General features: G+C 74.3%; 18 protein-coding genes. 7 read left to right on the top strand and 11 right to left on the bottom strand.

Going from position 1 to position 17,132, the window contains the following annotated elements; genetic code table 11:
* Positions 1–24: 24 nt before the first annotated feature.
* The gene (locus tag AB0J42_RS04895) at positions 25–720 is read left to right on the top strand and encodes a beta-ketoacyl-ACP reductase (protein ID WP_364288960.1); all 696 of its coding nucleotides are present in this window, start codon (positions 25–27) and stop codon (positions 718–720) included.
* Position 721: 1 nt separating this feature from the next.
* The gene (gene fabI / locus AB0J42_RS04890) at positions 722–1,489 is read left to right on the top strand and encodes an enoyl-ACP reductase FabI (protein WP_364288958.1); all 768 of its coding nucleotides are present in this window, start codon (positions 722–724) and stop codon (positions 1,487–1,489) included.
* Between the two features lie 77 nt (positions 1,490–1,566).
* Here fabI and AB0J42_RS04885 read toward each other — a convergent pair whose 3' ends face one another.
* Both AB0J42_RS04885 and AB0J42_RS04880 read right to left on the bottom strand, forming a co-directional pair.
* A complete protein-coding gene (locus AB0J42_RS04885; RefSeq protein WP_364288956.1) occupies positions 1,567–2,469 on the bottom strand; it encodes a hypothetical protein in 903 nt (300 codons plus the stop codon).
* 124 nt (positions 2,470–2,593) lie between these two features.
* Positions 2,594–3,541 (bottom strand): aldo/keto reductase, encoded by a 948-nt coding sequence (locus AB0J42_RS04880; RefSeq protein WP_364288954.1) that lies wholly within the window; start codon positions 3,539–3,541, stop codon positions 2,594–2,596.
* A 65-nt stretch (positions 3,542–3,606) separates the two neighbouring features.
* Between AB0J42_RS04880 and AB0J42_RS04875 the strand changes: the two genes are divergently transcribed.
* Genes AB0J42_RS04875 through mshC form a run of 5 tightly spaced genes read left to right on the top strand, consistent with a single transcriptional unit; the run spans position 3,607 to position 7,521 of the window.
* Entirely contained in the window at positions 3,607–4,293 is a 687-nt protein-coding gene (locus AB0J42_RS04875; RefSeq protein WP_364288952.1) for an MSMEG_4193 family putative phosphomutase, read from the top strand.
* Between the two features lie 9 nt (positions 4,294–4,302).
* The gene (locus AB0J42_RS04870; RefSeq protein ID WP_364288950.1) at positions 4,303–4,851 is read left to right on the top strand and encodes a DUF3090 domain-containing protein; all 549 of its coding nucleotides are present in this window, start codon (positions 4,303–4,305) and stop codon (positions 4,849–4,851) included.
* Positions 4,848–5,612 (top strand): SCO1664 family protein, encoded by a 765-nt coding sequence (locus tag AB0J42_RS04865; RefSeq protein WP_364288948.1) that lies wholly within the window; start codon positions 4,848–4,850, stop codon positions 5,610–5,612. The genes AB0J42_RS04870 and AB0J42_RS04865 overlap by 4 nt, the downstream gene beginning before the upstream one ends.
* A gap of 23 nt (positions 5,613–5,635) precedes the next feature.
* Complete coding sequence (locus AB0J42_RS04860) at positions 5,636–6,274, top strand: NRDE family protein (RefSeq protein WP_364288946.1); 639 nt, start codon at positions 5,636–5,638, stop codon at positions 6,272–6,274.
* 23 nt (positions 6,275–6,297) lie between these two features.
* The gene (mshC, locus tag AB0J42_RS04855) at positions 6,298–7,521 is read left to right on the top strand and encodes a cysteine--1-D-myo-inosityl 2-amino-2-deoxy-alpha-D-glucopyranoside ligase (protein ID WP_364288944.1); all 1,224 of its coding nucleotides are present in this window, start codon (positions 6,298–6,300) and stop codon (positions 7,519–7,521) included.
* Positions 7,522–7,559: 38 nt separating this feature from the next.
* Here mshC and AB0J42_RS04850 read toward each other — a convergent pair whose 3' ends face one another.
* Genes AB0J42_RS04850 through AB0J42_RS04810 form a run of 9 tightly spaced genes read right to left on the bottom strand, consistent with a single transcriptional unit; the run spans position 7,560 to position 17,043 of the window.
* Positions 7,560–8,519 carry a UDP-glucuronic acid decarboxylase family protein gene (locus AB0J42_RS04850; protein WP_364288942.1) on the bottom strand — a complete coding sequence of 320 codons (960 nt, stop codon included), beginning with the start codon at positions 8,517–8,519 and terminating at the stop codon, positions 7,560–7,562.
* Positions 8,516–9,388, bottom strand: a complete 873-nt coding sequence (locus AB0J42_RS04845) for a glycosyltransferase family 9 protein (protein WP_364288940.1) — start codon at positions 9,386–9,388, stop codon at positions 8,516–8,518. The genes AB0J42_RS04850 and AB0J42_RS04845 overlap by 4 nt, the downstream gene beginning before the upstream one ends.
* On the bottom strand, positions 9,379–10,053 hold the full coding sequence (locus AB0J42_RS04840) for an SDR family oxidoreductase (RefSeq protein WP_364288938.1): 675 nt from the start codon (positions 10,051–10,053) through the stop codon (positions 9,379–9,381). Before AB0J42_RS04840 ends, AB0J42_RS04845 begins: the two co-directional genes overlap by 10 nt.
* Positions 10,050–11,525, bottom strand: coding sequence for a PfkB family carbohydrate kinase (locus AB0J42_RS04835; protein WP_364288936.1), 1,476 nt, complete (start codon positions 11,523–11,525; stop codon positions 10,050–10,052). Before AB0J42_RS04835 ends, AB0J42_RS04840 begins: the two co-directional genes overlap by 4 nt.
* On the bottom strand, positions 11,525–12,073 hold the full coding sequence (locus AB0J42_RS04830; protein WP_364288934.1) for an SIS domain-containing protein: 549 nt from the start codon (positions 12,071–12,073) through the stop codon (positions 11,525–11,527). The genes AB0J42_RS04835 and AB0J42_RS04830 overlap by 1 nt, the downstream gene beginning before the upstream one ends.
* 2 nt (positions 12,074–12,075) lie before the next feature.
* A complete protein-coding gene (locus tag AB0J42_RS04825) occupies positions 12,076–13,263 on the bottom strand; it encodes a glycosyltransferase (RefSeq protein WP_364288932.1) in 1,188 nt (395 codons plus the stop codon).
* The gene (locus AB0J42_RS04820) at positions 13,260–14,276 is read right to left on the bottom strand and encodes a glycosyltransferase family 9 protein (protein WP_364288930.1); all 1,017 of its coding nucleotides are present in this window, start codon (positions 14,274–14,276) and stop codon (positions 13,260–13,262) included. The genes AB0J42_RS04825 and AB0J42_RS04820 overlap by 4 nt, the downstream gene beginning before the upstream one ends.
* A complete protein-coding gene (locus tag AB0J42_RS04815; RefSeq protein ID WP_364288928.1) occupies positions 14,273–15,415 on the bottom strand; it encodes a glycosyltransferase in 1,143 nt (380 codons plus the stop codon). The genes AB0J42_RS04820 and AB0J42_RS04815 overlap by 4 nt, the downstream gene beginning before the upstream one ends.
* The gene (locus AB0J42_RS04810; RefSeq protein WP_364288926.1) at positions 15,412–17,043 is read right to left on the bottom strand and encodes a carbamoyltransferase C-terminal domain-containing protein; all 1,632 of its coding nucleotides are present in this window, start codon (positions 17,041–17,043) and stop codon (positions 15,412–15,414) included. Before AB0J42_RS04810 ends, AB0J42_RS04815 begins: the two co-directional genes overlap by 4 nt.
* Positions 17,044–17,132 lie beyond the last annotated feature (89 nt).

The following is a 17,132-nucleotide window of genomic DNA, read 5'->3' as shown; positions in this document are numbered from 1 at the left end:
CGGTAGCAGATACCGTCAGGTGTCATGGCTCGCTCTGTACTCGTCACCGGAGGCAATCGCGGCATAGGCCTCGCGATCGCCCGTGAACTCGCCGCCGCCGGCGACGCCGTCGCCGTCACCTACCGCTCGGGAGAGCCCCCGGAGGGGCTCTTCGGCGTCAGGTGCGACGTGACCAGCATGGCCGACGTCGAGGCCGCCTTCGACAAGGTCGAGGCGGAGCAGGGCCCGGTCGAGGTCCTGGTCTCCAACGCCGGCATCACCAAGGACACCCTCCTGGCGATGATGAAGGAGGAGACCTTCACCGACGTCATCGACGCCAACCTCACGGGCGCCTACCGCGTCGCCAAGCGGGCCATCCGGCCCATGATGCGGCTCAAGCGCGGCCGCATCGTCCTCATCTCCTCCGTGATCGGCCTGCTCGGCCAGGCCGGTCAGGCCAACTACGCCGCCTCCAAGGCCGGTCTCGTCGGCTTCGCCCGCTCCCTGGCGCGCGAGTACGGTTCGCGCGGCATCACCGTCAACGTGGTCTCGCCCGGGTTCGTCGACACCGACATGACGGCCGACCTCGACAAGGAGGCGATCGTCAAGAACATCCCCCTCGGGCGCCAGGCGAGCCCCGAGGAGATCGCGCGCGTCGTCCGCTTCGTGGCGAGCGAGGACGCCTCCTACATCACCGGGGCCGTGATCCCCGTCGACGGCGGACTGGGAATGGGACACTGACATGGGCATCCTCGAAGGCAAGCGGATCCTGGTGACGGGCGTGCTGACCGACGCCTCCATCGCGTTCTCGGTCGCCAAGCTGGCGCAGCAGGAGGGCGCGAAGGTGGTGCTCACCGGCTACGGCCGGCTGAGCCTGGTCGAGCGGATCGCCAAGCGGCTGCCCGAGCCCGCCCCGGTGCTGGAGCTCGACGTGCAGGACACCGACCAGCTCGACACGCTGGCCGACCGGGTCGGCGAGCACGTCGACGGCCTCGACGGGGTCGTCCACTCCATCGGCTTCGCCCCGCAGTCGGCGCTCGGCGGCAACTTCCTCAACACCTCGTGGGAGGACGTCGCCACGGCCCTGCACGTGTCCACCTTCTCCTACAAGTCGCTCGCCGTGGCCTGCCTGCCGCTGATGAAGGAGGGCGGCGGCTCGGTCGTCGGCCTCGACTTCGACGCCAGCAAGGCCTGGCCGGTCTACGACTGGATGGGCGTGGCCAAGGCCGGCCTCGAGTCGTGCAACCGCTACCTCGCGCGCGACCTCGGCACGCACGGCATCCGCGTCAACCTGGTGGCCGCCGGGCCGCTGCGCACGATGGCGGCCAAGTCGATCCCGGGCTTCAAGGAGTTCGAGGACAGCTGGCCGGAGAAGGCCCCGCTCGGCTGGGACCTCGCCGACACCGAGCCCGCCGCCCGCGCCTGCGTGGCGCTCATGTCCGACTGGTTCCCCGCCACCACCGGCGAGATCGTCCACGTCGACGGCGGCGTCCACGCCATCGGCGGCTGACCTCAGGCGGCCGGTGCCGCCCCCCCGTCGGCGGCTGACTTCAGGCGAGCCAGCCGCCCCGCCGTGGGCGGCTGATCTCAGGCGAGCCGGTGGCGTCCCGCCGGCTCGAACGGCATCGTCTCCTGCTGCTCGCTCCGCCGCCTGCGCAGCTGCACCACCCGGCTGGCCAGCACCGCCGTGCCGAGCAGCACCACGGTCAGCGTGGTGCCGACCACGTCGGAGGCCTTGGCGACCGGCCGCACCACCGGCTCCTCGACCACCGGCAGGGGCAGCCGGTCGGTGAACGGGTCCGGCCACAGCAGGTCGACCCGCAGGTCCTCCGGGTCGGCCACGGGCTCGTCGGCGACCGGCTTCTCGCCGTCGCCGATGGAGTGCGTCTCGCGGGCGGGCGGCGGCGTCGGCCCGGGCGTGGGCCGGACGGTGGGCGCGGCCGTGGGCAGCGCGTCCGCCTCCTCCTCTTCCTCCTCCCGGTCGCGGCGGCGCTCCGCGCGTTCCTTCTCGGGCTCCGGCTCCGGCTCGGGCTCGGCCGTCCGGCGCGCGGGGGTCTCGGGGGTCGGGCGGAGCGTCGACTCCAGCAGGCCCTCGCCCTCGCAGGCCAGGCCGGGCAGGCAGACCTCGTCCAGCGGCGTCGGCAGCAGGGCCGACTTCTTCGGACTGGCCGACGGCGCCGGGTCGGCGGAGGGCGTGTCGCTCGAGCGCGGCCGGCTGGTCGGCACCACGTCCCCGACGGTGCCGAGCACCTTGTCGGTGGTCTTCTCAAGTCCTCCGGTGATCGGCTCGGTGAGGCCCCCGGTCAGCCTGTCGACCGTGCCGGTGACGGACCCCACGACGTCGCAGAGGCCGTCGGTCACCCCCGACAGCAGGCCGCCCCGGCCGTGTTCGCAGTCGGCCGTCGAGGCCGCCGCCGGGCCTGCCGCCGCCGGGAGCGCCACCATCGACATCGCGAGGATTCCCGCCGAGATAGCGGTCCTGCTCCCCATCCGTCCCCTCCCGCGTCGCTTTCCAGGAAAATCCTTATGCGAATGGGACGGAGGCCGCAGGGCTTTCGGCGGTAAAGTTGCGATTCGGTATCGACTAGTGATACGCGAAGGAGCCTCTCGTTCGTCATTCGGGGGACGAGACGTCATCCAGGGCCTCTCGGATCTCGATCGGGAGCACCAGGTCTTCGGCGAGCAGTGTGCCTTTGAGCTGTGCGAGCGTGCGGGCCCCGACGATCGCCGAGGCCACCCCCGGCTGGTCGCGGACCCAGGTCAGCGCCACCGCCGCCGGTGAGACGCCGAGCCCATCGGCGGCGGTCACGACCGACTCGACCACGCTGCGGGACCGGTCGTCGAGGTACGGGCGGACGAAGTCGGCGAAGTGCGGGGTGGCGGCGCGCGAGTCGGTGGGGATGCCGGTGCGGTACTTGCCGGTCAGCACCCCGCGGCCGAGCGGCGACCAGGCCAGCACGCCCACGCCCAGATGGCAGGCGGCGGGCAGCACCTCGCGCTCGGCGTCGCGGGCCAGCAGGGAGTATTCGGTCTGCACCGAGGTGATCGGCGCCCGGCCGGGGACCGACCGCTGCGTCACCGCGGCCGCGGCGAGCTGCCAGCCGGCGTAGTCGCACACGCCCGCGTACAGCGCCCGGCCGGAGGAGACGATCGCGTCGAGCGCGGCCAGCGTCTCGTCGAGCGGGACCTCGGGGTCGTAGGTGTGCAGCTGCCACAGGTCGACGTAGTCGACGCCGAGCCGGCTCAGCGACTCGTCGACGGCGGCGATCAGATGACGCCGGGAGGCGTCGCGCGGCCGGCGGCCCATCGGCGTCACCACCGCCTTGGTGGAGATCACCAGCTCGCTGCGGGGCACCTGGTCGCGCAGCAGCCGGCCGAGCACCCGTTCGGCGTCGCCGCCGGTGTAGACGTCGGCCGTGTCGACGAGGGTGCCGCCCGCGTCGAGGAACATCCCCAGCTGCGCCGCCGCGTCGTCGGCGTCGGTGTCACGCCCCCACGTCATCGTGCCGAGGCCCAGCCGGGACACCGACAGGCCGCTGCGGCCGACATAGCGCTGCTCCATGATCCCGCCAGGTTACCGCCCGGGCGGCTGAAACGCCGGGAGAGCGGCCTGCGACACTTGGTTGGATGACCACCCTCCTGCTCGCCCGTCACGGGCTCACCGATCTGACGGGGCCGGTGCTGGCCGGCCGCACCCCCGGGGTCCATCTCAGCGACGCGGGGCGGGCGCAGGCGGCCGCGCTCGCGGAGCGGATCGCCGGTGTCAGGCTGGACGCCGTCGTCTCCAGCCCGCTGGAGCGCTGCATGGAGACCGCCGAGGCCGTCGCCGCGGGCCGCGGCCTGCCCGTCGTCACCGACGAGCGGCTGCTGGAGTGCGACTACGGCGACTGGACCGGGCGGAAGCTGAAGGAGCTGTCCAAGGATCCGCTCTGGCCGGTGGTGCAGTCCCATCCGAGCGCGGCGACGTTCCCCGGCGGGGAGTCGATGGCCGCGGTGCAGCACCGGGCCGTGGCCGCGGTCCGGGACTGGAATCGACGCCTGGGGGAGAAGGCTGTCTACCTCGCCTGCAGCCACGGAGACGTGATCAAGGCGATCGTCGCGGACGCGCTGGGGCTCCACCTCGATCAGTTTCAGCGGATAACCGCTGATCCGGCCGCTCTCACCGTGATTCGCTATGCCCCCTTGCGCCCCTTTGTTCTCAAACTTAACGATATGGGGGAATTGAGGCTGCCTGAGGATTCGGAGGAGAAAGACGGGGGAGAAAACTCCACCGGGAGCGATGCCGCCGTCGGCGGCGGGCCCGGGACCACGTAAGGTCAGGCTATGCCGGTCTTCGACTACGACCCGCCAGAGAGGTTCGTGGCGGGCGCCCTCGGCCAGCCGGGCGCGCGCGCCTTCTTTCTGCAGGCCAGGGCCGAGGGCAGACTGACCACGGTCGCGCTGGAGAAGATGCAGGTCGCCGCGCTCGCGGGCAGGCTCGACGAGCTGCTCGACGAGGTGCTCAGGCGCAGCGGAGGCACCGCCCAGGTGCCCGCCATCGCCCCCGCCGACCTGACCGACGAGGGCCCGCTCGACCCCCCCGTGTCGGAGGACTTCCGGGTCGGCACCATGGCGCTGGCGTGGGACCCCGAACGGTCGCAGGTGGTCATCGAGGCACAGGAGATGGTCGACGAGGAGGACCTCGACGCGCCGGAGCCCGCGGTGCTGCGGGTGCGCATCAGCGCCGGCGCCGCCCGTGCCTTCAGCAGGCGGGCCCTGGAGGTCGTCGCGGCGGGCCGACCGCCCTGCCCGCTCTGCGGGCAGCCACTCGACGCCAAGGGACATGTGTGTGTACGTCTCAACGGCTACCGCGGAGGTGAGGCGGCTTCATGACCGCTCCGGAGAGCGAGCCGGCCGTCAGGCCCGCCCTCCCCTCGGCCCTGGACGAGGAGGAGACGCTCAAGCTGCTCCGTGACGGCCGCCTGGAGATGGCCGGGCGCCTCGTCGAAGCCACCAACATGACCCTCTACTGCACGGTCAGGCTGGGGGAGCGGTCCGCCGCCTGCGTCTACAAGCCGGTGCGCGGCGAGCGCCCGCTGTGGGACTTCCCCGACGGCACGCTCGCCGCCCGCGAGGTCGCCGCCTACGAGGTCTCGCGGGCGACCGGCTGGCACATCGTGCCCCCCACCGTCTACCGCGACGGCCCGTTCGGGCCCGGCATGTGCCAGCTCTGGATCGACACCGAGCGCGAGATCGACCTGATGCGCCTGGTCCGCAGCCGCAACCCCGTGGTGCGCCGGATGGCGGTCTTCGACGCGGTGGTCAACAACGCCGACCGCAAGGGCGGCCACCTGCTGCCGATGCCGACCGGTCACGTCTACGGGGTCGACCACGGCGTCTGCTTCGCGGTGGAGGACAAGCTCCGCACGGTCCTGTGGCAGTGGCGGGGCAAGCCGCTGTCGCGCGAGGCCGTCGGCGTGCTGGCCAAGCTGGAGCGGGAGCTCGACTCCGGCTCGCTCGGCCGCAGGCTGCGCGACCTGCTGACCACCGCCGAGGTCGAGGCGACGTGGAAGCGCGTGCGGCGGCTGCTCGACACCGGCGTGCACCCGTACCCCTTCGAGGGCTGGCCCGCCATCCCCTGGCCACCCATCTAGGCCGGTTTTGTACGCTTTGCCGCATGTGCACCGTGATCGTGAGAACGGGGCGGCCCCTCACCCTGATGGGCATCAGGGACGAGTTCGCCGACCGTCCATGGGAAGGGCCCGGCGAGCACTGGCCCGACCACCCCGGCGTCGTCGGCGGACGCGACCTCAAGGCGGGCGGCACCTGGCTCGCGATCGACCAGGCGGCCGGCCGCGCCGCCGCCCTGCTGAACGGCCGCGGCACGCCCGCGCCCGACGCCGTCCGGGTCTCCCGCGGCGACCTGGCGCTGCGCGCCGTCTCCTCCGGAAAGCTGCCCGACGCCGACCTGACCCGTTACGACCCCTTCCACCTGGTGCTCGCCGACCCGGCCGGAGCCCGCCTGCTCAGCTGGGACGGCCACCGCCCGGAAGTCACCGAGCTCCCGGACGGCACCAGCATGATCGTCAACACCGGGCTGGATCACGGCCACGAGCGCGTCACCGCCCACCTGCCCAGGTTCGCCGGCGACGCCGACTGGCACGAGCCGCTCCGCGACCCGCCCTCCGACGCGGGCGAGGCGCTGATCGTCCGGCACGAGCTGCCCGACGGCCGCGTCTTCGCCACCCTCAGCGTCACGCTCGTGACGCTGGCGCCGGACGGTGCGACGTACGAGTTCACCGACATGACCAGCTGATCAGCACGGATAGGCTCGAAGACATGAAATCGTGGTCCGCCCCCAACGTTCCCAGGCTCCCCGGCGAGAGCGTCCCGCTGCGGCTCTACGACACCGCTTCCCGTCAGGTCCGGCAGACCGATCCCGGGCCGACCGCGAGGATGTACGTCTGCGGCATCACCCCCTACGACGCCACCCATCTCGGCCATGCCAACACCTACCTCGCCTTCGACCTCGTAGGCCGCATGTGGCGCGACGCCGGTCACGACGTCCACTACACCCAGAACGCCACCGACGTCGACGACCCGCTGCTGGAACGCGCCGAGCAGACCGGCGTCGACTGGCAGGCCCTGGCCGAGCGCGAGACCGACCTGTTCCGCGCCGACATGGAGGCGCTGCGCGTCCTGCCGCCGCGCGAGTACGTGGCCGTCACCGAGGTCGTCGGCCGCATCGCGGAGGTGATCGGCGAGCTGGCCGACCGCGGCGTCACCTACACCGTCGACGGCGACGTCTACTTCGACGTCAGCGCCGCCCCCCACTACGGCGAGATCTCCGGATACCCCCGCGAGCAGATGCTGGAGCTGTTCGCCGAGCGCGGCGGCGACCCGGAGCGGCCCGGCAAGCGCGACCCGCTCGACTGGCTGCTGTGGCGGGCCGAGCGGCCCGGCGAGCCCGCCTGGGACTCGCGGCTGGGCCGCGGCCGGCCGGGCTGGCACGTCGAGTGCACCGCGATCGCGCTCGACCACCTGGGCCCCGGCTACGACGTGGCGGGCGGCGGCTCCGACCTGATCTTCCCGCACCACGAGTGCGGCGCCGCCGAGGGCTACGCCGCCGCCGGGCGGTGGCCGTTCGCCCGCTTCTACACCCACGCCGGCATGGTCGGCCTCGACGGCGAGAAGATGTCCAAGTCGCGGGGCAACCTGGTGTTCGTCTCCAAGCTGCGGGCCGAGCACGACCCGATGGCGGTCCGGCTCGTCCTGCTGTGCCGCCACTACCGCGCCGACTGGGACTACACCCCCGGCATGCTCGCCGACGCCGAGGCCAGGCTGGAGCGCTGGCGCTCGGCCGTGGCCCTCGCCGCCGGGCCGCCGGCCGGGCCGCTGCTGGCCGAGGTGCGCGCCCGGCTCGCCGACGACCTCGACGCCCCGGGCGCGGTGGCCGCCGTCGACCGGTGGGCCGCCGAGGCCCTCGGCGGGGGCGGGAGCGACCCGTCGGCGCCGGCCCTGGTCCGCGACCTGGCCGACGCCCTGCTCGGCGTGGCGCTCTAGGCCGTCATCCCGGCCGACGCGCTGCTCGGCGTGGCGCTCTAGGCCGTCATCCCGGCCGGCCGGTGCCCGGCGAGCTCCGCGGCGAACCAGTCGATGGTCCGCCGTAGCCCGTCCAGCGCCGGCACGGCCGCCGACCAGCCGAGCCGGCCGGCCGCCAGCGCGGTGTCCGGCCGGCGCACCTTCGGGTCGTCCTCGGGCCGCTCGACGAAGACGATCGGCGAGGACGACCCGGCCAGCTCCTTGATCATGGTGGCCAGGCCGAGCATGGTCAGCTCGTCCGGGTTGCCGATGTTCACCGGCCCGGCGAAGTCGCTCGCGGCCATCGCCAGCACGCCCGACACCGTGTCGTCCACGTAACAGATCGACCGGGTCTGCGAGCCGTCGCCGGTGACGGTGATCGGCTCGCCGGTCAGCGCCTGGCGGATGAACGTCGGGATCGCCCGGCCGTCGAACGGCCGCATGCGCGGCCCGTACGTGTTGAAGATCCGCACGATGCCGGTGTCGGTGCCGCGCGAGTTCCGGTAGGCCGTGGTCAGCGACTCGGCGAAGCGCTTGGCCTCGTCGTAGACGCTCCGCGGCCCCACCGGGTTGACGTTGCCCCAGTACGACTCGCGCTGCGGATGCTCCAGCGGGTCGCCGTACACCTCGCTCGTGGACGCCAGCACGAACCTGGCGCCCTTCTCCCGGGCCAGGCCGAGCGCGTGCAGCGTGCCGACGCTGCCGACGCGCAGCGTCTCGATCGGGTAGCGCAGGTAGTCGGCGGGCGAGGCGGCCGACGCGAAGTGCAGCACCAGGTCGACTTTTCCGGGTACGTGCACGTACCCGGTCAGGTCGCACTCCACGATGCGGAACGCCGGCCGGTCGATCAGGTGCTCCACGTTGCGCGGCCCGCCGGTCAGGAAGCTGTCCATGCAGACCACCTCGGCCCCCTGATCCAGCAGCCGTTCGCACAGATGCGAGCCGAGGAACCCGGCTCCGCCGGTGACCAGCGCTCTCATGACGTGACCTCCAGGGCGGCGTCGACGACCTCCGACACCTCGATCTCCAGCAGGCCCGGGTCCGGCCGGTCGCCGTGCGGGTCGCCCCGGTGACCGGCCCAGAGGGCCACGTGCCGCCACCCGGGCGGCGGGCCCCACTGCGCCGGCGACACCGGCCCGAACAGCACCACCGACGGCACGCAGAACGCGGTGGCCAGGTGGCCCACGCCGGTGTCGCCGCACACCACCAGGCGTGCCCGGCTCACCAGCTCGATGAGGTCGGCCACGTCGGTCTGCCCGGCGAGCACCCGGTCCGCAGGCAGCCCGGCCAGCTCGGCCACCCTCCTGGCCAGCCCGACCTCCTCGGCGCTGCCGGTGACGACGACGTCGTCGAGCAGCGCCGCCACCTTGGCGAACCGCTCCGGCGGCCAGCGCCGGGCCGGGTAGGCGGCGCCGGGATGCACGATCGCCGGACCCGTCCGGTCCGAGATGCCCAGCGTCAGGTCCTGCGGATCGGCCGGGATGCCGTACCACTCCAGCAGGTCGCACCAGCGCCGCACCTCGTGCACGCCGTCCTGCCAGGGCGGTCCTGTCTCGTAGCCGATCAGTTTTCCGGGCTCGGTACGGAGCAGCGCCTCGATGCTCTGCGGGCCCCGGCCGTGCAGGTTGACCGCCAGGTCCGGCCGCTCGAACGGCACCGGGCCGGGACCGCTCACATCGAGGTGGTCGTCCACCGCGCCGATGAACGGCAGCAGCGGGCCGAGGTAGGCCGGGGTGGCGAGGGTGATCCGGTGCTCCGGATACGCCTGGCGCAGCGCCCGCAGCGCGGGGACCGCCGTGAGCAGGTCGCCCAGCCCCAGCCCGCGCAGCACCAGCAGATTCAGGGCCATGATGTCTCCGTGTCGGGGCAGATGACGAGTTCTCTGATCTCGCAGCCCACCGGCCGGCCCAGCGCGAACACCACCGCCTGGGCCACGTCGGCGGGGTCGTTCAGCCCCGCCTCCGGGCCGGGCTTGTACTGCTCGGGCCGGCCGTCGAAGAAGCCGGTCCGCATGCCGCCCGGCACCAGCAGGGTGACCCCCACCTCGCCGCGCAGCTCGACAGCCAGCGCGCGGGTCAGCCCCACCACGCCGAACTTCGAGGCGCTGTAGGCCGACGCGTCGCTGAGCGGGCGCAGCCCGAGCGTGGACGCGCAGGTGACGATCCGGCCGCGCGAGCTCTTCAGGTACGGCAGCGCCGCCCTGATGACGGAGGCGGTGCCCAGCAGGTTGACCTTGACGACCTGCTCCCAGTCGCCGGCGGGCACGTCCTCCAGCCGCCCGCACCGGTCGATGCCCGCCGCGGTGACGACCGCGTCCAGGCCGCCCGCCCGTCCGGCCAGCTCGCGGACCGCCCGCTCGGCCTGCTCCCGGTCGGCCACGTCGGCGGTGACGTGCTCGAACCGCTGGTCCGGCCCGCGCACGTCGACGACCAGCGGCTGCCAGCCCTCCTTCTCCACCGCCTCCGCGGTGGCCAGGCCGAGCCCCGCGGCGCCCCCCGTGATCAATACGTTCATCGGATCTCCCTGATCAGATTGGTTGTCGAACGTCCCGGCAGCAGGTCCAGCACCACCGTCTCGGCGCCGATGCCGGCCAGGACCTCGGATTCGGGCAGCGTGCCGCCCTCGTAGTCGCCGCCCTTGACCCACACGTCGGGGCGGAGCAGCTCGATCGCGCGGACCGGGGTGCACTCGTCGAACACCAGCACCGCGTCCACGCAGCTCAGCGCGCGCAGGACCTCGACCCGGTCGGTCGCGTCCACGATCGGGCGGGACGGGCCCTTGAGCCTGCGCACGGATTCGTCGGAGTTCACGCACACCACGAGCGCGTCGCCGAGCGCGCGGGCCCGCCGCAGCAGGCTGACGTGCCCGGCGTGCAGCAGGTCGAAGCAGCCGCCGGTGGCGATCAGCCGCCCGCCGGAGGCCCGGGTCAGCTCGGCCACCTCGACAGCGGTGCGCGGCCGGTCACCCAGCTCCTGCTCCTGCACCCGCAGAGCGGCCGCGCCGCCGCCGGCGACGAACCGCGACGCCGCGCCCACCCCGGCGGTGACCGCCTCCGCCACGCCCGCCCCGTCCCGCAGCGCGAGCGCGGCGGCGCTCGCCAGCCGATCACCCGCGCCGCACACGTCCTGCCCGCTCGCCAGCACCGGCGCCGGAATCCTCACCAGACCGCCGTCGGGCAGCGCCAGGGACGCCCCCCTGGTCCCCAGCGTGACCACCACCGCCCCCGCCCCCAGCTCCTCCCGGATGACCCGCGCCGCCCGGTCCGCCCCCGGAAACGTCCCGGGACACAGCACCCCGGCCTCAGCCTCACTCGGCGTGACCAGCGCACACCCCGCGGGCGGTTTCCCGCCCCTCGGATGCGGATCCCACACCACCGGTGCCGCGCACCCCCGCACCAGCTCCCGCGCCACCTCGGCCATCCCCCGCCCGTAATCCGCGACCAGCACCGCCCCGGCCGCCGCGACCACCTCGGCGGCCCGCACCCACCCTTCGCGGGCCGGCCCATCCCACCCGCATCCCTTCCCGCCCGCCGCCCCGTCCGCGCGTACCTCGGCGGGCCACATGCGGACGTTTCCGGTGCCGTCTTCCGCGTACGCGTTCCCGTCTGTGGGCGGGGCGGGCGCGACGCCGTCGCCGGTGTCGAGGCGGAGCAGCGTCTGGCCGCCCGCCCTGACCCTGGTCTTGCGTACGGTCTCGCCTCGCAGCGGGAGACGTACCAGTTCCAGTTCCGCCGACAGCAGCCCGCACAGGCGGCGGCCCGCCGGGTCGTCGCCGATCGCGCTGATCAGCACCACGCCGGCGCCGTCCCGCGCGGCGAGCAGCGCCGCCAGCCCCGCCCCGCCGGGCCGGGCGCGCTCGGCGGCCACGTCCACCACCGGCACCGGAGCGTCCGGGCAGAGCCGCCCGGCCGCGCCCTCGACGTCCACGTCCAGCAACGTGTCGCCGATCACGACCAGCGGCCCCCGGCGCTGGACGTCCCGATCCATCAGAGAGCCTCCTCGACCGCGTCGCAGAGCATGTGGATCAGGGCCAGGTGCACCTCCTGCACCGTCGCCGTGTCGCCCGCCGGCACCGCGACGGCGTCGTCGCACAGGTCGGCGAGCGGGTTCGGGGCGGGCCCGGTGAGCGCCCACGACAGGATGCCGCGCTCCTGGGCGGCCTCCGCGGCGGCCAGCACGTTCGGGCTGCCGCCGCTGGTCGACAGGCACACCAGCACGTCACCGGGACGGCCGTGCGCGCCCACCTGCCGGGCGTAGATCTCGTCGGCGCCGAAGTCGTTGGCGATCGCGGTGAGAGACGAGGTGTCGGCGTGCAGCGGGATCGCCGCGTACGGCTGCCTGTCGGCGCGGAACCTGCCGACCAGCTCGGCCGTGAGGTGCTGGGCCTCCGCCGCCGACCCGCCGTTGCCGCAGGCCAGCAGCCTGCCCCCGGCCGTGAGCACGCCCGCGAGCTTGCCGCCCCAGGCGCGGATCGTGGTGGCGTGGCCGTCGACCCTGGCCAGGGCCGTGCGGAGCTTCTGCAGATGCGTGTCCATGGTTACCCCCCAAGCGCGGCGAGACGGCTCGGCTGTCCGTCGATCACCTGCGTGTACACGGCCTCGGTCTGCTCGGCGACACGCGGCCAGCCGTACCGCTCGCGGGCGCGCCGGGCGCCCGCCCTGCCGATCTCCCGGCCCCTGTCCGGACTGTCCAGCACCTCCTTCAGCGCCCTGGCGAGCGCCCTCGGCCTGCGCGGCGGCACCAGCAGCCCGCACCCGGCGACCGTGTCCAGGTGGCCGCCGACCGCCGACGCCACGACGGGCACGCCGCACGCCATCGCCTCGACCGGGACCATCCCGAACGGCTCGTACCACGGCACGGTGACCAGCACGTCCGCTGCGCGCATAAGCGCCGGGACGCGCTCGCGCGGCACGCTGCCGATCACGTGCACCCGGTCCGCGAGCCCGTAGCAGTCCGCCAGCTCGCACAGCCGCACGGCCTCTGCGTCGTCGGCCCGCCCGCCCGCGATCACCAGCTCGGCCCCGGGCAGCCGGCGCAGCGCGGCGATCACCGTGTCCACGCCCTTGCGCGGCACCAGCCGGCCGATGCTGAGCACCATCGGCCCGTCCGTGCGCGGCGCCACCGGCCCGTCGGGGCAGAACATGTCCAGGTCGACGCCGCACGGCACGACGGTGATCCGCTGCTCGGGCACGCCCATCGCGGCCAGTTCGTCCACCTCGTCGCCGCAGGTCGCGAGCACCGCGTCGGCGCGCAGCCCGATCGCGCGCTCGGTCGCCAGGCGGTGCGCGGGGCTGGTGTCGGCGGGGCCCTGCCAGCGCCGCTTCACGGTGCCGAGCGCGTGGAACGTCTGCACCACCGGGAAGCCGTCCGCCGCCTGCAGCGCCGCCTGCCCGCTCATCCAGAAGTGCGCGTGCACCACGTCGGGGACGCGCAGCGCCCACCGGTCGGCCAGCCGGTCGGTGAACTCCGGCATGTACGGGGGAAGCTCGTCCTTCGGCACCGGGGCCGCCGGGCCGGCGGGCACGTACTCGACCGTCACGCCGGGGGAGACCCGCACCGACGGCGGCTGGGCGGGATGGGAGCGCCGCGTGTGCACGACCACCGAGTGACCGCGCGCGGCCAGCGCCGTGGCGAGCGAGGCCACGTACACGTTCTGGCCGCCGGAGTCGACGCCGCCGATCCCGGCGAGCGGGTCGGCGTGCTCCGAGACGAGATCGATCTTCACTGGGTCAGCTCCCTCACTGCCTTGACCACCTGCTCGCTGGTCACCTGCGACAGGCACGGGTGCCCCGGGACCGGGCAGGCGCGCGCCCTGCTCGCGCGGCAGGGCGCCTGCTGGTCGCCGAGCAGCACCGCGGGCACGCCGTACGGGGCCCACCGCTCGGCGGGGACGACGGGGGCGAACAGGCTGACCACCGGCGTGCCGACGGCCGCCGCCAGGTGGGCCGGGCCCGTGTTCCCCGCCACCAGCACGGCGGCGCGTTCCAGCACCGCGGCCAGCTCGGCGAACGTGGTCCGCCCGCCCAGATCCACCCCGTCCCTCCCGGCGACGAAGGCGGTCAGCTCACGTTCCTGGCCGGTCACCACCACCCGGTGCCCGTCGTGGACCAGCTCCCGCACGGCCTCACGGTGCCGTTCGGCGGGCCAGGCCCGGGCGGGCGCGGACGTCCCCGGATGCACCACCACATAGGCGTCCTCGCCGGCCAGCCGCCGCACGTCCCCGCCGAGATCGGGGAGCGGCCGCCGCACCGCGAGCCTCCCGTCGTCGCCGGGCGGCAGCGCGAACCCGGCCGCGCGGGCCAGCGCCAGCATCCGCTCCGCCTCCGGGACGTCCACCGACTCGTCGACCTGATGGCGGACGTCCAGCAGCGAGCCCGGGTAGTCGTTGCTGATCGCGGCGATCCGCCGCACCCCGGCCAGCCTCAGCAGCAGGGCCAGCGGCAGCGCCGACTGGTGGAACGAGGTCAGGATCAGCGCCTCCTCGCAGCCGCGGATCCGGCGTACGAGCGCGTCCACCTCGGACCGGTCCACCGGCGGCGGGTCACCCAGAATCCACGGCGCCCGCCACACCACCACCCGGTCCACCCCCGGCAGCAGCTCAGCCGCCCCACTGCCCGCCGGACCGGCCAGGAACACGACCTCGCCCGCCCGCTCGCGCACGGCCCGCACCGCGGGACCGGCCAGCAGCACGTCCCCGGCGTCGTCGAGCCGCGCCACGAGCACCCGCGGACCGCTCATCGCCGCACCTCCCATTCCCCCTTGAGCCGGTGCCAGCAGGCGACCGGCGGGATCAGCACGCTGGTGACGGCCATCCGCGCCACCTCGCGGGCACTCCGCGGCCCGGGCCGCACCCGCGCCCACAGAAACTCCCCGGTCATGACCGCCCACCCGGCCGCGGCCACCCCGGCCGCGAGAGCCCCCTTCGCGCGCGTGAACCGCGCGGGGGACACGAGGACGATCCGCCCTCTCCCCGGCCGGTCCGTACGGCGCAGTCCCGCGACGGAGAGAAGATCCGTGAGGATGTCCGCGCCGGAGGAGGTCCGTCCTGCTTGCGGCCGGTTCGTACGGCGGAGTTTCGTGAGGGCGAGCGAGGTGAGTCGTCTCGTACGCGGGAGTCGCGCGGGGGAGCGGGGCAGGGTGAGGGCGTAGGCCGCCAGGGCGAGGGCGGTGGCGGCGAAGGCGGTGGTGAGGGCGTGGCGGGGGAGGCGGCCGGGGGTGCCGCCGATGGCGGAGCGCCACAGGGGGCCGTGGAGGCGGCGCATGCGGGCGTCGTCGGCGTTGCCGCGCTGGAAGCGGACGCTGGCCCAGAAGCCGTCGTCGCGGACCGGGTGAAGGGTGACGCGGTCGCCCTTGACCAGGCGGTAGCCGGATCGCCGCATGCGGAGGGCCAGGTCGGCGTCCTCGCGGTAGGCGCGGGGGAAACGCTCGTCGAAGCCGCCGACGCGCTCCAGGGCGGGGCGGCGGTAGGCCATGTCGGCCGTCGGCCAGTCGGCGGACTCCAGCCCGGCGGTGTGCCGTTCGCCGTCGGTGGGCCGCCGATCGTACGGCAGCGGCACCACGATGCGGCCCTGGCTGCCCGCCACCTCCTCAGGCAGGTCCGCCAGGTCTCGGCGGACGGCGTCCACCCAGCCGGGCGACGGCACCACGTCGTCGTCCAGGAAGACCACCCACGGCGTGTCCGCCGCCCGCCATCCGGCGTTGCGCGCCGCCGCGGGCCCGCGACCGCCCGACCGTACGACCCGTACGCCGGAAGGCACCTCCAGCGGCGCGCGGGCGCCGGGCCGGTCGTCGGCCACCACGACGGGGACGCCCGGCAGCGCGGCCAGCGTGGCACGCAGGCTGGGCCGCCCGATCGTGGGGATCACCACGGTGATCACGACGCGAACACCTCCCCCCGCCGTATCAGGAAGGGCCCCAGGGCCAGCACCTCCACCGGCGAGGACCCGAAGCACTCCAGCGCGTCACGCGGGTCGTCCACCATCGGCCGCCCCGCCGTGTTGAGGCTCGTGTTGACCAGCACCGGCAGCCCGGTCCGCGCCTCGAACTCGGCCAGCACCCGCGCCATCAGCGGCTCGGCGGCCGGGGAGACGGTCTGCACCCGGGCGGTCCCGTCCACGTGCACCACGGCCGGGACGCGGTCGCGCCAGGCGGGCAGCACGTCGTGCACGAACAGCATGTACGGCGACGGCACCGGCCCCCGCCCGAAGATCCCGGCCGCCCGGTCCTCCAGCACCATCGGCGCGATGGGCCGGAACTGCTCGCGCCCCTTGACGTCGTTGAGCCGTTCGGTGTTGGCCGCCCGTCCCGGGTGGGCCAGCAGCGAGCGGTGGCCGAGCGCCCGCGGCCCGTACTCCGACCGGCCCTGGAACCAGGCCACGATCCGGTCGGCGGCCAGCTCGGCCGCGACCGCCGCCGCCAGGTCGGCCGGCCGCGTGTACGGGACGCGCGCCACGTCCAGCCAGGCCCGCAGCTCCTCGTCGGTGAAGCCGCGCCCGAGCGCCGCGGTGCCCATCGGCGCGGCCGGTTCCCCGTACGCCTGGGCCAGGTGCAGGGCGCCGCCCAGCGCGGTCCCGGAGTCTCCGGCGGCGGGCTGCACCCACACCTCGTCGAACGGCCCCTCGGCGAGCAGCCGGGTGTTGGCCACGCAGTTCAGCGCCACCCCGCCGGCCAGGGCCAGCCGCCGCTCACCGGTACGTCCGTGCAGCCAGCGGGCCAGGTCCAGCAGCACCTCCTCCAGCCGGGCCTGCACGCTGGCCGCCAGGTCGGCGTGGTCGGCCGTCCACGGCTCGCCCTTCCGCAGCGCCTTGGCGTACCCGGCCCACTCGATCGGCGTCACGTGGAAGCCGCCGTCGTCCGTCGCGTAGACGAGCTCGCGCAGCTCCTCCAGGAAGCGCGGGCGCCCGTACGAGGCGAGCGCCATGACCTTGTACTCGTCGCTGGAACGCAGGAAGCCCAGATGCGCGGTCACGTCCTCGTACATCAGCCCGAGCGAGTGCGGCAGCCGCTGGGCGGCCAGCACCTCCAGCTCGCCGCCCGCATAGCGCCCGGCCAGGTGGGAGACGTCCTCGCCGCGGCCGTCGCACACCAGCACCGCGCAGTCGCGCCAGGGCGAGGCCAGCCCCGCCGAGGCGGCGTGCGCCACATGGTGCGGCACGAACCGGACCCGCGCCGGATCCAGCCCCGGCAGCGCCGTGGACAGGAACAGCGGGGCGCGCACCGCGTACCGGGTGCGCAGGTCCTCCCAGTCGCCGTCCGGCCGCTGCTCGACCAGGGCGGGATCGTAGGAGTAGGCCACCGCGTCCACGTCCTCGGGCCCGATGCCCGCCTCCCGCAGGCACCACGCGGCCGCCTGCTCGGGCAGCTCCCACGCGGAGAACGGCAGCGGCCGCTTGCCGTGCTTGCGCCTGCTGAACCGTTCCTCCTCCGCCGCGGCGACCACCTTCCCGTCGGCGACCAGGGCCGCCGCCGGATCGTGGAAGATCGCGTTGATGCCGAGAAATCTCATCGGTTCCCTTCCTGCAGATGAGGAGAACCGCTACCGAGAGAAGCGCTCCTCAAACACACCCCCCGCGCTGACGTGCGGAAACAGCCCCG

The sequence above is a fragment of the Nonomuraea sp. NPDC049649 genome (assembly GCF_040675175.1).
Taxonomy (GTDB): Bacteria; Actinomycetota; Actinomycetes; order Streptosporangiales; family Streptosporangiaceae; genus Nonomuraea.
Note: the sequence above shows the minus strand (reverse complement) of the source record. Positions and strands in the feature narration are given on the sequence as shown.